Below are 14,501 nucleotides of genomic sequence, written 5' to 3' on the forward strand. Positions count from 1 at the left end.
GTCACAAGGAAGTGAGTCTGCCATGAGCCAATCCCGCTTTTCCCCCCTCGACCCCATCTCCCGCCACTCCGAGATCCTGTTCGGCCTGCTGATGGTGCTCACCTTCACCGGCTGCTTCAACGCCCTGGAGGCGGGGCAGGCGGAGGTCAAGGAGCTGCTGATCGCCGGCATCGGCTGCAACATCGCCTGGGGCATGATCGATGCCATCGTCTACCTCATCACCACCCTGGCCGAGCGCGGCCGCTCCCTGCGACTGCTGCAACAGCTGCGCCTGCTGCCGCAGGGGGAACCGGCGGCCCTGCTGGCGATCCGCGATGCGCTGCCGCAACTGCTGGCCGAGATCAGTCGCGACGAGGAGCTCAGAGGCTGGCAGGCTCGCCTGAACGAGCACCCTACCACGGCGCTGGGCCGCATCTTCTTCTGGAACGATCTGCGTAACACTCTGGGGGTCTTCCTGCTGGTGTTCCTCTCAACCTTCCCCGTGCTGCTGCCGTTCATCTTCCTCGATGACACCGTGCTGGCGCTGCGCCTCTCCCACGCCATCGCCCTGCTGATGCTGATGCTGATCGGTCGTGGCCTGGCCCACTACGCCGGCTCCCCGCGCCCCTGGCTGATCGGCATCCTGTTCGCCGCGGCGGGCGCCGTGATCGTCGTCATCACCATCGCCCTTGGCGGCTAAGCCGCCGCCTCCCATCCCGCCACCATCCCTGCGCCTGCCCTTCTCCCCTCGCCCCCTGGCGGCCAGGGGTGAGGCGGGCACGGCGCCCATGAGCAGCTATCCTTGTGCGGGACCCCAGGAAGAGGAATGGATCATGACGACAGGAACGGTACGACTGCACAGGGTAGTCAAGGCCCCGCCGCTGCGGGTCTATAGAGCCTTCATCGAGGCGGATGCGCTGGCCAAGTGGCTGCCGCCCCACGGCTTCACCTGCCAGGTACACCAGCTCGAGGCCAGCGTCGGCGGCACCTTTAGGATGTCGTTCACGAATTTCGGCACCGGCCACGGCCACTCCTTCGGTGGCGAGTACCTCGAGCTGGTGCCAGGTGCGCGCATTCGCTATACGGACAGCTTCGATGACCCCAACCTGCCGGGGGAGATGCGAGTGACCATCAGCCTCAGCCCGGTGCTGTGCGGCACCGACCTCGCCATAGTGCAGGAGGGGATCCCCGCGGTGATCCCGGTCGAGATGTGTTACCTCGGCTGGCAGGAGTCCCTGACCCAGCTGCTTGCCCTGGTCGAGCCCGAGATACCGGGTTAGCTGCGCGGACGGCGCCCCGTCTATTCGGCCAAACGGCGACCCTGGGTCGCCGTTTTCTATCTGCCTGTCGCCACACATATGGTCCGGCGCTCGACCGGCGGCGACCCTGCCCGCCACACCTGTTGCTTCCCCAAACGCAGAGAGCCTGCCGACATGGCAGGCTCTCTGGCGAAAGGCTGGAGCGCTTATTGCAGGTTCAGGCCGCCCAGGTAGTCCTTCTTGCCGAGATCGACCCCCGCCTGACGCAGCAGGGCATAGGTCATGGTGAGGTGGAAGTAGAAGTTCGGGATGCCGTACTCATGGACGCAGGTCTTGCCATCCATCCCCTTGCCACCGGCCCAGTAGGGGAAGTAGTGGCCGCTCTCGAAGCGGCCGTAGTCGGCGTCCAGCTTGCTCTGCAGGAAGGCGATGGTCTTTTCGACATGAGTGCGCAGATCCGCCATGGTCTTGGGCTCGTCCCCCATGACCGGCATCTCGCTGTGGCTGGCGGTGGCGACCACGGCGCGGGCCGAGTCACAGCAGATCAGCACCTGTTTGCTTAGCGGCAGCATGTCGACGATGAGGCGCTCGCCGAAGAAGTTGTCCACGTTGAACTTCTTGGCCTCGGCATGGGTGGCGGCCTTGGCCAGGCAGCCGTCGAGATTGGTCAGCATCTTGATAAACTGGGCGGTAATGTCACGGTTCATGGTGCGTTCTCTAATCGGGTTGAAGGCGGGTTTGCACGAGCGGCCCCCACTATAGCGCATCCGTTTTCCGGTTCGAGCCTGTGGCGATAAAAAGCCCAGCAAGCGAGCGTGATCCGCGACAAGATATGGCAACCATTGCAGAGGGTTGTAGGTTCGATTTCCTCTCTCCAAGGTGCCGCATAACGTCGCCCACCACCGGAAGGCACGAGTCACTTGCATAATGGAAGTAAGGGCCGTATGGTTACTTTCATTATGCAAGTAACCTGATGACCCCACATGCGCAAGAAGAGTCTGAGTGAACAGCAGTGCCCCATCGCCCGCAGCCTGGATCACGTCGGCGAGTGGTGGAGTCTGCTGATTATCCGCGATGCCATGCATGGCCTGTCGCGCTTCGATGAATTTCAAAAGAGCCTTGGCATCTCCCCCAACATACTGACCCGACGCCTGACCGCCCTGGTCGAGGGGGGCCTGATGGAGAAGCGGCTCTACTCCGAGCGGCCCCCTCGCTATCAATATGCGCTCACCCCCCGCGGCCAGGATCTCAGCGCCGTGCTGATCGCCCTGCTCACCTGGGGCAATAACCACCTGGCGCCCGAGGGGGCCAGCATCCAGCTGAGGGATGCCCAGACGGGCGAGCTGGTCGAGCCCCTGCTGGTGGACAGGCGCACGGGTCAGGAGATTTCACCCTCGCGCCACACCCTGGTGCCGGGACCGGCCGCCAGTGATGGCATGAAGCAGCGTCTGCGCCATGCCAATGGCGTGATGAGCGGCGATAACCCTTCGAAACAGGAATCAGAATCATGAGCTCAACTCGCATCGTGGTGACAGGAATGGGAGCGGTGACCCCGCTTGGATATGGGGTGGAAACCGTGTGGCAGCGGCTGTTGGCGGGCCAGTCCGGCTTGCGCCGCCTGCCGGAGGCCTTCACCGAAGGGCTGGCCGCCAAGGTGGGCGCCATGGTGCCCTCCCTGGCCGAAGATCCCGTGGCCGGGTTTGACCCCGATGCCGTGGTATCGACCAAGGAGCAAAAGAAGATGGATCGCTTCATCCTGTTTGCCATTGCCGCGGCCAAGGAGGCCCTGTTGCAAGCCAACTGGGCCCCCAAGACGGCGGCGGAGCAGGAGCGCACCGCCACCATCATCGCCTCGGGCATCGGCGGCTTCCCCGCCATCGTCGAGGCCGTGCGTACCACGGATGAACGGGGACCGCGCCGCCTATCCCCCTTCACCATCCCCTCGTTCCTGGTCAACATGGCGGCGGGCCATGTCTCCATCAACTTCGGCTTCAAAGGGCCGCTCGGGGCGCCGGTCACGGCCTGCGCCGCAGGGGTGCAGGCCATTGGCGACGCCGCCCGACTCATTCGCTGCGGTGAGGCAGAGATCGCCATCTGTGGCGGGGCCGAAGCCACCATAGACCGCGTCAGCCTGGGCGGGTTTGCCGCGGCCCGCGCCCTGTCGTCCGCCTATGCCGATGATCCCGAAGCGGCCTCCCGTCCGTTCGATGTCGACCGCGATGGGTTTGTCATGGGCGAAGGGGCCGGGATCCTGGTGATTGAATCCCTGGAACACGCCCTGGCCCGGGGTGCCACCCCCATAGTGGAGCTGGTGGGGTATGGCACCAGTGCCGACGCCTATCACCTCACCGCCGGTCCCGAAGATGGCGACGGCGCACGCCGCGCCATGATGACGGCCCTGGCTCAGGCCGGCATTCAGGCGGCGGATGTCCAGCACCTCAATGCCCATGCCACCTCGACTCCGGTGGGTGACAAGGGGGAGCTGGCCGCCATCAAACGCGTATTTGGCGATGACAACCAGATTGCGGTGACCTCCACCAAGTCAGCCACCGGCCATCTGCTGGGGGCCGCCGGGGGCATAGAAGCCATCTTCACCGCCCTGGCCATTCGCGACCAGAGAGTGCCCGCCACCCGCAACCTGCAACACCCCGATCCGCTCGCCGACGGCGTGGACATAGTGCGGGGCACGGCCCGTGACATGCGGATCGAGCACGCCATCTCCAATGGGTTTGGCTTTGGCGGCGTGAATGCCAGCGTGCTGTTCAAGCGCTGGCAGGGGGCCTGACCTCGCCGGCGGGTGAACATCATCATGCCGGCTGAATGGGCGGCGAACTCCCCGCCCGGGCGCTCGCCGACTCTTTCCATCATCTTGGATACCCATCTTTTTGATGTCGAGCACCAACCTCCCTACGACTCGCTCAAAAGGAGGGGTGTCCCAGATTTGTCACCAGCCACCCCTCTGAATCGCTAGTCCCGCCTCATATCACACCCCGGTATGTCATCCGATGCCGGGCATGACGTTGCCTGAATAAGAGGCTTTTTAGGCCAGAACCGCCACCTTGTTGCTCCAACTCCAGCCCCTCATCACTCCATCACCAGCCTTGCTACGGCTTACTCAGAAAGGTGGGTGTTCCAGATTTCTCGGTTCGATTAGCGAAGCGCAGTCGGACGATCCCTTTGATTACAGCCTGTCGGCAAGGGTGACAGCCTCTGACTGGGTTGCCTGTGTATCAGCAAATAGCCGCCTGCCGAGATGGCGGATCAGCAGCAGAGGGGGCAGCAGCGTGAGCAGCAACCAGTGGGTATGGGGTAGGATAAAGGCCCAGATGATCTCGTGAGGCTGCCAGGTCGAGGCGGTCGCCGTCATAAAGGCGGTGTCATAGGTCTGCCACAGCCAGAGCCCGGCAAAGAGCGGCGGCAACAGCAGGCGCGGTGTCAGCAGAAACAGGGGCAAGAAAGCACAGGCGAGCACGGCGCTGAACTCCAGCATGGCCGGGGCCAGCTCGGCAAAGGTCCGCCCCGAAGAGAGGCCGCTCCATTGTAGGGACATGTCCTCGGTCAGTGCAGGCCACCAGGAAGCGTACTGGAACAGGGTGAACGAGAGGGCAAACAGCAGGCTGGCCAGCAGCGCCAGCACCGTTTTTCGCAACAACCAGCGCCCCAGTAGGCGCAGCCTTGGCATCCATTTAGACATTAATGACTCCCATCTGGTGACGGGGCAGTATGCCGTCCCTACCAGCCTCCTCAAAGCAGCATCTTCGGACACCCACCTCTGGGTGACGACACGGGTAACCCTCCAGACAAGGCCCACCTCAGAAAGATGGATATCCTAGATTTCCGGATAGTCTTCTTTCAGGCCTTATTAAGGCTTCAATCAAGGCTGACATGGATGTACACTAACGACAGTTTGTGTCGTGGTAGTCATATATCTATTGCTCTTTTCAGGAATATATCAGGTTACAGCGAGTCATAAGATGATAAATCATATTTATGGGATTATTGGTATCGTCGGCACTTTGGTTACGATTGTGACGAGCTTCATCAGAAATCAAGAAATATCTCAATGGCTTCTTGTATGCTCAGGTTGGTTTGCTGCTTTAATAATTGGATGGTTCACGCATAAAACAATAAAGATCCTAAGCAGAGATCATAAAGAAGTAGTCATTAGTAATGATACAGTGAAACAAAACCTTATAGATCGCAATCAAAATTTAACCACAGAGCTTGCACATGCCTTAGAGCAAAAAGAGAAAATGGAAGGAATCGCAGCTTATTTAGCTACACAAAGCTCTCAGGTTATCGCTATGCCTAGAGCTATTGTAAGGCAAGAAAACACTGAATCAGGAGGAAACTAAAATGAGTATTAATTTTGATGATTATTCATATTATCCTGCATTAAGAACGCGCGCTGCAGAAATTCTTGGGTTGAATCAATTGACTCATGATAAAAAAGAAAAAATACTTCCACTAGTAACTTTAGGTAAGTGGCCGAGGGCTGATGAAATTCAAGTATCTCTCGATAAGACCCTAGAGGCAATGGATGGTTTACCTTTCATCCTCGATGTTACTCAAGAGAGCAAACATCACTGTGCTTCAAGTTTAGAGCTTCTATCTTCTGAAAATAACTTCAGTAATTGGATATCTTTTTGCTCTCGCAATGATGCTATTATCCCTGTTGTTCAGATGCCAGAATCTGCGAGACTTAGAGATGTAGTTCAACAGGCAAGAACCCTTGAAAGAGAAAAAGGGGCGATTGCATTTCGCATTAAAAACCTTAATACAGACATTAATAAAACGATTGCATCTTTAGTCTCTTTAGATTCGCCAGAAAGTGCCATTATATTCATTGATTTAGGTTATATAAGAGGGCATATATCAACAATGACCTCAGCAGCAATAAATGCGATAAACCAAATAAGAACAGAACTTCCAGAAGCCATAATAAGTGTTTTGCCAACCAGTTTCCCAAGTTCTGTCGCGAATTTTTCTGGTGAGAGTGGGCAATTTGGATATATAGATATAATGGAAAGAGAGTTCCACCAGGCTATTGGAGGGAGAAGTGTATCAATATATGGAGATCACAGTTCAATCCACTCTGTTGTCTATGACGATGTTGGTGGACGTTATGTGCCTCGAATCGACGTGGCATTAGATGACGCTTGGTTTTTTGAGAGAAGGCCAGGGCTTGATAGCAAAGGATATATTGAAGCAGCAAAAGCAATTTTGAAAAGATATCCAGATTATTTGGATGATGAATCTTGGGGGGCCCAAATGATCAGAAATGCTGCGTCTGGTGACATTGTCGGTATGGGCAGTCCTGCAAAATGGATATCGGTACGTGTAAACCTACACATAACAAAGCAAATTGAATTATCAGAAGCACTTAAAACTGCCTACGATCCTGAAGAGGAATTTTTCTGAGGTTAGAAGGGAGGGGAACCTCCCTTATTACTTTATGACTCTTTTCAATACTTTAATGGGTTGAGTATTACCAACCTCTCCATGTTTTCTCATAAAATTTTCAATATTCGCCGTATAGAATTCATTTGATGCTTCTATCTTTATACTTCCAGAAGCATTCAGTTTATTTTGTTCCCGCCTCAACTTAGCTTTGCTCAATAAACTCAAATCAGTCTCACTAGAGAAACTAGTATCAACCAACTTCTTCAAGAAATTACTAGATGTTTCTTTATAACGATTTTTAAGAGCGTTCAACGTGAAGCTTCTAATTCTTGATAATGAAAACTGATAAGCCATATTTTCTAGTGACTCACGACTAGTTTCAAACGGAAGCTGACTCCCATTCTCAACGAGAAATGTTTGCAACTCTTTTTTCAGCAGAAAATTAAGATAAATACTTTTATTTCTTAGAATTGATGTCCGTCCACGCTGAACGATTTTAAACCGAACACCATTGTTAGTATTTGAATATTCAATAACGCCTATATCAGAGGCTACTTTTTTTGTGACTTCGTAAGTAAATTTTGGAGCACAAACAACAGTAACTTTCTCAAAACGAGAAACAAATGTTTCTAATTGGCCGTCTAGTCGCTTAAGAGAATCAAAGTCACTTTTAATTTCAAATGCTTGGAGGTGGCCGTTGGCCACGGCCAAGTCGGCACGACGACTCCAATCTGCCACAACCATTTCATTAATAAGAGTAGCATTCTCTAATAAGCCCTTTTTAAAAAGCCAATCAATAAGGGCAATTTTAACTTCCTGCTCTCGCAATAAAACTGACATGATTTCGCCACACCCTTTAAACTTTAAAAGTAGTATAGCAAGATATTTTAATATAATCCACACATGTATCGCACACATATTTAAATATGTATTTTTTAGAATGGGACCATCAATATCAAAAATAAATTATAAATTTGAACTTCGATATACGAATCACATAGTTAAACATTTCTTATATGTACTGCAAGTTTATTTAAAAACTAGACTCAAGTAATAGCAATACATACTTCAGACAATGTTATTAAGAACCCAAGTCACAGATGGGCACGGTTTTGATCCCCCTCCAATCCGCCGAGGGTCAGAGGCAACGTCAGGGACGCCATCAGGGATGATGGCGTAGCCGCAGTCGGCACAGGGATGTGCCGTCTGCGGCGACCCGTCCGATGTTGGCTCTGGCCCGAGGGCACTGGCGAAGCCAGCGGATTGGCGGGGGTGGCCTTTCTTTTGGTGACTTTTCTTTGGCCACGCAAAGAAAAGTTACTCGCCCCAGCCCGAAGGGCGGGCGAAACCCTGTCGAGGGCCACGCCCTCGCGTCCTGCACGGAGCCAGCCGTGCCAAGATCCAAAACCCCCCTCATCCCCAACCCTTCTCCCACAAGGGGAGAAGGAGGCAAAGACTATCTCGGGGATGATCCCCTCTCCCGTTGGGAGAGGGTCAGGGTGAGGGGATTAAAGCGCCTCCAATCTGGCATAGGCCGTCACCAGCCACTTGGCGCCGACCTCGTCGAACTGGATCTGGACCCGGCTCTGCTGGCCTACCCCTTCGAAGTTGAGCACTATGCCTTCGCCGAATTTCGGATGCAGCACCCGCTGGCCGAGCTTGATGCCGCTGGCGTCGAAGCTCTGCTGCACCTCGTTCTGGCTGAAGCGGCCGTACTGGGTCGGGCGGCTGACCTGGGTGCGCAGCCGGATCTCTTCCAGGCACTCGGCGGGCATCTCGCGGATGAAGCGGCTCGGCTTGTGGAACATCTCGCGGCCATAGATGCGGCGGCTCTCCGCATAACAGATGTAGAGCTTCTCCATGGCGCGGGTCATGCCCACGTAGCAGAGGCGGCGCTCCTCCTCGAGCCGGCCCGACTCCTCGGTGGATTGCTGGCTGGGGAACATGCCTTCCTCCACGCCGACCAGCAGCACCAGGGGGAACTCCAGCCCCTTGGCGCTGTGCAGGGTCATCAGCTGCACCGCATCGGCGTATTCGTCCGCCTGATTTTCGCCGGACTCCAGCGCCGCGTGGGCGAGGAAGGCCGACAGATCGCTCATGTCTTCCAGCTCGTCCGGCCGCTGATACTGACGGCAAGCCGTCACCAGCTCGTCCAGGTTCTCCACCCGCGCCTGGGATTTCTCCCCTTTTTCGGCCAGATACATGGCCTTGAGGCCGGAGTGCTGGATGGCGATGTCCGCCTGCTGATGCAGGGGCAATAAGGAGACCTTCTCCTCCAGCGCGTCGATGAGATCGACGAAGCCGCGCACCGCGTTGCCGGCGCGACCGGTCAGCACCTTGTCATTGAGCAGCACCCTGGCCGACTGCCACAGGTTCAGCCCCTGATCCCTGGCGTTGTTGCGCAGTATCTCCAGGGTGCGATCGCCTATCCCCCGGGTCGGGGTGTTGACGACCCGCTCGAAGCTGGCGTCGTCGCCTCTGTTGTTGATGAGGCGCAGGTAGGCCATGGCGTCTTTGATTTCCTGGCGCTCGAAGAAGCGCAGGCCGCCGTAGATGCGGTACGGCATGGCGTCCTGCATCAGTGCCTCTTCCAGCACCCGGGACTGGGCGTTGGAGCGATAGAGGATGGCGCAGTCGGCCAGCAGTCCCCCCTTCTCCTTCCAGTCCTTGAGCCGGCCGACCACGAAGCGGGCCTCGTCCACCTCGTTGAAGGCGGCGTAGAGGGAGATGGGATCCCCTTCCACCCCCTCGGTCCACAGCTCCTTGCCGAGCCGCTCCGAGTTGTTGGCGATGACGCAGTTGGCGGCCTTGAGGATGTTGGCGGTGGAGCGGTAGTTCTGTTCCAGACGGATGGTCTCGGCGCCCTGGTAATCGGTCAGGAAGCGCTGGATGTTCTCGATCTTGGCGCCGCGCCAGCCGTAGATGGACTGATCGTCGTCGCCGACGATCATCACCTTGCCGGACTCGCCGGCCAGCATCCGCAGCCAGGCGTACTGGATGCCGTTGGTGTCCTGGAATTCGTCCACCAGGATGTTCTGGAAGCGATCCCGGTAGTGTTCGAGGATGTGCGGCTTGTTCAGCCACAGCTCGTGGGCGCGCAGCAGCAGCTCGGCGAAGTCCACCAGCCCGGAGCGATCGCAGGTCTCCTGGTAGGTCTTGTAGATCTGCTGGTAGGTGCGGGTGACGGGATCGCCGTAGAGATCGATGTCGCCGGGGCGCAGGCCTTCGTCTTTCTTGCCGTTGATGTAGCCCATCACGGCGCGCGGCGCCCAGTGCTTCTCGTCCAGATTCAGTGCCTTGAGCACCCGGCGGATGAGACGATACTGGTCGTCGGAGTCGAGGATCTGGAAGTCCTGCGGCAGGCCGGCATCCAGATGATGGGCCCGCAGCAGGCGGTGGGCGATGCCGTGGAAGGTGCCGATCCACATGCCGCGCACGCCGTCGCCTATCACCTTCTCGACCCGGCCGCGCATCTCGGCGGCCGCCTTGTTGGTGAAGGTCACCGCTATGATGGAGAAGGGTGAACAACGCTCCACCTGCATCAGCCAGGCGATACGGTGCACCAGCACCCGGGTCTTGCCCGAGCCGGCGCCCGCCAGCACCAGCAGATTGCTGCGAGGGGCCGCGACCGCGTCTCGTTGCTTGTCGTTGAGCCCGTCGAGCAGGGTTGAAACGTCCATCACCACTCCTGTTTATTTATACAGGCGGCGATTATACGGCCTGAGCGGCCAGAGACCAAATCGTCGTGCGGCCGCTCCCGTCACGGGCCGATCGCCCGCCTCCCATGCCACAGATTGGCGCCAATGGAAGCTTCCTTTTTCATCAAGGGAAGAAAACGCTTGCTTATAACACCATGAATATAAACAAAAATGTCATTTGAGCCTTATTAATCGCAGCATTTACATCTGAAAACAAGTACAAAAACAAACACTTATAAATCAATTTGCTTATATTTCAAACCGTTAACGCAAACGTTTTTCCTTTATGATCCCCTTGACCCACACGATGGCTCACTTACAGTTAGCCGGCGTGCTTTATGACCTGCTGATAACAGGTTGTGGACCCTCACATAACAATCAAGGATACGATCGTGACTAAAGTGCTCAAGCTGGCCACCGTGGCCGCCCTCACCCTCGCTGCCCTGTCCGCCCAGGCAGCCTCCGATCCCGCCGTCATCTATGATACCGCCGGCAAATTCGACAAATCCTTCAACGAAGCCGTGTTCCGTAATGGCGTCGAAGTCTACAACAAGGACAAAGGCGTCAAGGTCAAGGAGTTCGAACCCCAGAACGAAGCCCAGCGTGAGCAGGGTCTGCGCCGTCTGGCCAGCCGTGGCAACAGCCCCATCGTCGCCGTCGGCTTCAACATGGGTTCCGCGGTAGAGAAAGTCGCCACCGAATTCCCGAAAACCCAGTTCACCATCATCGACATGGTGGTCGACAAGCCGAACGTACAGTCCCTCATCTTCAAGGAGCATGAAGGCTCCTTCCTGGTGGGTGCGCTGGCAGCCATCGCCTCCAAGAGCGGCAAGGTCGGCTTCGTGGGCGGCATGGACATCCCGCTGATCCGCAAATTCCAGTGCGGCTACGAGCAGGGCGCCAAGTACATCAATCCGAAGATCGACGTGTACCAGAACATGACCGGCTCCACCCCGGCCGCCTTTGCTGACCCGGCCAAGGGTGCCGAGCTGGCCAAGTCCCAGTTCGCCAAGGGCGCCGACGTGGTCTATGCCGCCGCCGGCGGTACCGGTATCGGTGTCTACCAGGCTGCCAAAGATGAAGGCAAGCTGGCCATCGGCGTGGATTCCAACCAGAACCACCTGCAACCTGGCACCATGCTGACCTCCATGGTCAAGGATGTTGGCCTGGCCGCTTACAAGTCCTGGGATGACGCCGCCAAGGGCAGCTGGAAGCCGGGTATCCAGACTCTGGGTCTGGCCGAAGGCGGGGTGGATTGGGCACTCGACAAAGACAACGAGAAGCTGATCACCCCGGACATGAAGGCCAAGGTTGACGCCATCAAGGCCGACATCATCTCCGGCAAGGTCAAGGTGCACGACTACATGAGTGACAACTCCTGCAAATACTGAGTCACCGCTACTACTCTCAATCCAAGATGACCGGCCCGTACGGGCCGGTTTTTAGTCTCTAATTCATGACCCGCAAGGACTGCATCATGGACCAGACAGATCGCTATGCCATCGAATTAAGAGGTATCGATAAGCGGTTCGGCGAAGTGTACGCCAACAAGCAGATCGACCTTCAGGTTCAAAAAGGCAGTATTCACGGCATCGTCGGCGAAAATGGCGCCGGCAAGTCGACCCTGATGAGCATCATCTACGGTTTCTACCATGCCGATAAAGGCGAGATGCTGATCGACGGTAAACCGTTCAAACCCCATGGCTCACAAGATGCGATCGGCGCAGGCGTGGGCATGGTGCACCAGCACTTCATGCTGGTGAACAATTTCAGCGTGCTGGAGAACGTCATCCTCGGCGCGGAAAACGGCTGGCACCTTGGCCAGAGCCTGGCGGCGGCCGAGAAGCTGCTCGGCGAGCTGGCGCGGGACTATGGTCTCGAGGTGCCGCTGCACGAGAAGGTCGAGGATCTGCCGGTGGGCCTGCAACAGCGGGTCGAGATCCTCAAGGCGCTCTATCGCGGCGCCCGCATCCTGATCCTCGACGAGCCGACCGGGGTACTGACCCCGCAAGAGGCGGATCACCTGTTCGAGGTGCTCAAGAAGCTGCGGGATCAGGGCGCGACCATCATCCTCATTACCCACAAGCTGCGGGAGATCCTGGCCATCACGGATCAGGTCTCCATCATGCGCCGGGGCGAGATGGTGGCCCACGTCGCCACCAAGGATACCGACAAGGAGCAGCTGGCCGAGCTGATGGTGGGCCGCAAGGTGCGCCTCAAGGTCGACAAGGGCGAAGCCCAGCCGGGCGCGGCCAAGCTCAAGGTCGAAGGCCTCAGCTACATCGATGACAACAAGGTGGAGCGGGTCAAGTCCGTCAGCTTCGAGGTGCGGGCCGGCGAAGTGGTCGGCATCGCCGGCGTCTCCGGCAACGGCCAGTCCGAGCTGCTCAGCCTGCTCGGCGGCATCCTCCAGCCGAGCAAGGGCAGCTTCACCATCACCGGCGGCGGCAAGGCCCATGAGGTGAGCGTGGCACAGCCGGCCGATCCCGAGATGGTGCGCAACTTCGGTCTCGGCCATATCCCGGAAGATCGCCACAAGATGGGGCTCATCAATCGCTTCGAGGCGAAAGAGGCCTTCATCCTCGGCTATCACCGCCGCCCCCAGTACAACAGGGGCTGGCTGCAGAACAAGGAGGCGATCCTGCAGGATTGCCAGGCCAAGATGGACAAGTGGGACGTGCGCCCGCCCCATCCCGACCACAAGACCGCGAACTTCTCCGGTGGCAACCAGCAGAAGCTGGTGATCGCCCGCGAGGTGGAGCAGAACCCGGATGTGCTGCTGATCGGTCAGCCGACCCGGGGCGTCGACATCGGCGCCATCGAGTACATCCACCAGCAGATCATCGCCATGCGCGACAAGGGCAAGGCCGTGCTGCTGGTGTCGGTGGAGCTGGACGAGATCATGAGCCTGTCTGACCGGATCCTGGTCATCGCCGATGGTCGCATCGTCGGTGAGCTGGACGGCGCCAAGGCGGACGAACGCACCATAGGGTTGATGATGGCTAACATAGTCCCAGACGAGATTGCCAAGGAGGCTCGCCCATGAGCCAGACACGTATTCCTGCCTGGATCTCCGTGGGCGTGCTGCCCGCGATCAACATACTGCTGGCCTTCCTGGTGTCGGCCATCCTGTTCTATTACCTCGACATCAACCCGCTCGATGCCGCCGACATCATGTGGTACGGCGCCTTTGGCACCGGCGAGGGAATAGGCTTCACCCTCTACTACGCGACCGGCTTCATCTTCACCGGTCTGGCGGTGGCGGTGGCCTTCCACGCCGGTCTGTTCAACATCGGCGGTGAGGGCCAGGCCTATATCGGCGGCCTCGGCGTGGGGCTGGTCTGCCTGCTGCTCGGCGATGTGCTGCCGTTTGCGCTGCTGCTGCCGCTCGCCATCATCGCCGGTGGCCTGTTCGGCGCGGCCTGGGCCTTCATCCCGGCCTGGCTGCAAGCCAAACGCGGCAGCCACATCGTTATCACCACCATCATGTTCAACTTCATCGCCGCCTCGCTGATGGCTTACCTGCTGGTCGATGTGTTCAAGCCACCAGGATCCATGGCCACCGAGAGCAAGGTGTTCGCCGTGGCGAGCTGGCTGCCGAAGATCAGCGAGCTGGCGGCCGGTTTCGGTGTGGCGATGCCGAACAGCCCGCTCAACATCAGCTTCGTCTGGGCGTTGATCTGTGCCGTGCTGGTGTGGGTCTTCATCTGGCATACCCGCTGGGGTTACGAGATCCGTTCGGTCGGGGCCAGTCAGAGCGCCTCCGCCTACGCGGGCATCTCCTATCCCAAGGTGGTGATCCTGGCCATGGTGATCTCCGGCATGCTGGCGGGCTTCTTCGCCCTCAACGTGCTGCAGGGCGAGCTGCACCAGATCAAGCTCAACTTCGTGGAAGGCTTCGGCTTCACCGGCATCGCGGTGGCCCTGATGGGGCGCAACCACCCGGTCGGCGTCATCATCGCCAGCCTGCTGTTCGGCTTCCTCTATCAGGGCGGCGCCGAGCTCAGCTTCGAGTTCGGGGTGGATCGCAACATAGTGGTGGTGCTGCAGGGTCTGGTGATCCTGTTCTGCGGCGCGCTTGAGCACATGCTGCGTCCGCGCATCGAGCAGTGCTATCTGGCATTTGCCAACCGCTCAACCGCGCAAGTCAAAGGAGCCTGAC

The 14,501-nt window shown here is 57.9% G+C and carries 13 protein-coding genes; 9 read left to right on the plus strand and 4 right to left on the minus strand.

What is annotated here, in order from left to right; all coding sequences use genetic code 11:
• Positions 1–22 precede the first annotated feature (22 nt).
• Positions 23–679: a hypothetical protein gene (locus EL255_RS20470; protein ID WP_042652938.1), complete on the plus strand. Its 657-nt coding sequence runs from the start codon at positions 23–25 to the stop codon at positions 677–679.
• Between the two features lie 133 nt (positions 680–812).
• On the plus strand, positions 813–1,259 hold the full coding sequence (locus tag EL255_RS20475; RefSeq protein WP_042652939.1) for an SRPBCC family protein: 447 nt from the start codon (positions 813–815) through the stop codon (positions 1,257–1,259).
• Positions 1,260–1,444: 185 nt separating this feature from the next.
• On the opposite strand, the gene EL255_RS20480 is transcribed toward EL255_RS20475, so the two are convergent.
• A complete protein-coding gene (locus EL255_RS20480; RefSeq protein WP_042652940.1) occupies positions 1,445–1,945 on the minus strand; it encodes a DUF1993 domain-containing protein in 501 nt (166 codons plus the stop codon).
• Positions 1,946–2,221: 276 nt separating this feature from the next.
• Between EL255_RS20480 and EL255_RS20485 the strand changes: the two genes are divergently transcribed.
• Complete coding sequence (locus tag EL255_RS20485; protein ID WP_042652941.1) at positions 2,222–2,749, plus strand: winged helix-turn-helix transcriptional regulator; 528 nt, start codon at positions 2,222–2,224, stop codon at positions 2,747–2,749.
• A complete protein-coding gene (gene fabF, locus EL255_RS20490) occupies positions 2,746–4,023 on the plus strand; it encodes a beta-ketoacyl-ACP synthase II (protein ID WP_042652942.1) in 1,278 nt (425 codons plus the stop codon). Before EL255_RS20485 ends, fabF begins: the two co-directional genes overlap by 4 nt.
• Before the next feature lie 396 nt (positions 4,024–4,419).
• Here fabF and EL255_RS20495 read toward each other — a convergent pair whose 3' ends face one another.
• Positions 4,420–4,932, minus strand: a complete 513-nt coding sequence (locus tag EL255_RS20495; protein ID WP_126623431.1) for a hypothetical protein — start codon at positions 4,930–4,932, stop codon at positions 4,420–4,422.
• A gap of 280 nt (positions 4,933–5,212) precedes the next feature.
• Between EL255_RS20495 and EL255_RS20500 the strand changes: the two genes are divergently transcribed.
• Both EL255_RS20500 and EL255_RS20505 read left to right on the plus strand, forming a co-directional pair.
• The gene (locus tag EL255_RS20500) at positions 5,213–5,593 is read left to right on the plus strand and encodes a protein gop (protein WP_084228314.1); all 381 of its coding nucleotides are present in this window, start codon (positions 5,213–5,215) and stop codon (positions 5,591–5,593) included.
• A 1-nt stretch (position 5,594) separates the two neighbouring features.
• Positions 5,595–6,659, plus strand: coding sequence for a beta family protein (locus tag EL255_RS20505; protein ID WP_084228315.1), 1,065 nt, complete (start codon positions 5,595–5,597; stop codon positions 6,657–6,659).
• A gap of 27 nt (positions 6,660–6,686) precedes the next feature.
• Here EL255_RS20505 and EL255_RS20510 read toward each other — a convergent pair whose 3' ends face one another.
• Positions 6,687–7,481: a sce7726 family protein gene (locus tag EL255_RS20510; protein WP_084228316.1), complete on the minus strand. Its 795-nt coding sequence runs from the start codon at positions 7,479–7,481 to the stop codon at positions 6,687–6,689.
• 668 nt (positions 7,482–8,149) lie between these two features.
• Positions 8,150–10,321 carry a DNA helicase II gene (gene uvrD, locus EL255_RS20515; RefSeq protein ID WP_042652943.1) on the minus strand — a complete coding sequence of 724 codons (2,172 nt, stop codon included), beginning with the start codon at positions 10,319–10,321 and terminating at the stop codon, positions 8,150–8,152.
• A gap of 410 nt (positions 10,322–10,731) precedes the next feature.
• Here uvrD and EL255_RS20520 point away from each other — a divergent pair, with 410 nt between their 5' ends.
• The 3 genes from EL255_RS20520 (at position 10,732) to EL255_RS20530 (ending at position 14,500) form a co-directional block, all read left to right on the plus strand.
• A complete protein-coding gene (locus EL255_RS20520) occupies positions 10,732–11,730 on the plus strand; it encodes a BMP family lipoprotein (protein WP_042652944.1) in 999 nt (332 codons plus the stop codon).
• A gap of 86 nt (positions 11,731–11,816) precedes the next feature.
• A complete protein-coding gene (locus EL255_RS20525; protein WP_042652968.1) occupies positions 11,817–13,385 on the plus strand; it encodes an ABC transporter ATP-binding protein in 1,569 nt (522 codons plus the stop codon).
• Positions 13,382–14,500, plus strand: a complete 1,119-nt coding sequence (locus tag EL255_RS20530; protein ID WP_042652945.1) for an ABC transporter permease — start codon at positions 13,382–13,384, stop codon at positions 14,498–14,500. Before EL255_RS20525 ends, EL255_RS20530 begins: the two co-directional genes overlap by 4 nt.
• Position 14,501: the final 1 nt, after the last annotated feature.

It is taken from the genome of Aeromonas encheleia (assembly GCF_900637545.1).
Taxonomy (GTDB): domain Bacteria; phylum Pseudomonadota; class Gammaproteobacteria; order Enterobacterales; family Aeromonadaceae; genus Aeromonas; species Aeromonas encheleia.

What these genes read in the sequence shown, in the direction of transcription:
- EL255_RS20470 (WP_042652938.1), top strand. Translation starts at nt 23, where the DNA reads ATGAGCCAATCCCGCTTTTCCCCCCTCGACCCCATCTCCCGCCACTCC.
- EL255_RS20475 (WP_042652939.1), top strand. Translation starts at nt 813, where the DNA reads ATGACGACAGGAACGGTACGACTGCACAGGGTAGTCAAGGCCCCGCCG.
- EL255_RS20480 (WP_042652940.1), bottom strand. Translation starts at nt 1,945, where the DNA reads ATGAACCGTGACATTACCGCCCAGTTTATCAAGATGCTGACCAATCTC.
- EL255_RS20485 (WP_042652941.1), top strand. Translation starts at nt 2,222, where the DNA reads ATGCGCAAGAAGAGTCTGAGTGAACAGCAGTGCCCCATCGCCCGCAGC.
- fabF (WP_042652942.1), top strand. Translation starts at nt 2,746, where the DNA reads ATGAGCTCAACTCGCATCGTGGTGACAGGAATGGGAGCGGTGACCCCG.
- EL255_RS20495 (WP_126623431.1), bottom strand. Translation starts at nt 4,932, where the DNA reads ATGTCTAAATGGATGCCAAGGCTGCGCCTACTGGGGCGCTGGTTGTTG.
- EL255_RS20500 (WP_084228314.1), top strand. Translation starts at nt 5,213, where the DNA reads ATGATAAATCATATTTATGGGATTATTGGTATCGTCGGCACTTTGGTT.
- EL255_RS20505 (WP_084228315.1), top strand. Translation starts at nt 5,595, where the DNA reads ATGAGTATTAATTTTGATGATTATTCATATTATCCTGCATTAAGAACG.
- EL255_RS20510 (WP_084228316.1), bottom strand. Translation starts at nt 7,481, where the DNA reads ATGTCAGTTTTATTGCGAGAGCAGGAAGTTAAAATTGCCCTTATTGAT.
- uvrD (WP_042652943.1), bottom strand. Translation starts at nt 10,321, where the DNA reads ATGGACGTTTCAACCCTGCTCGACGGGCTCAACGACAAGCAACGAGAC.
- EL255_RS20525 (WP_042652968.1), top strand. Translation starts at nt 11,817, where the DNA reads ATGGACCAGACAGATCGCTATGCCATCGAATTAAGAGGTATCGATAAG.
- EL255_RS20530 (WP_042652945.1), top strand. Translation starts at nt 13,382, where the DNA reads ATGAGCCAGACACGTATTCCTGCCTGGATCTCCGTGGGCGTGCTGCCC.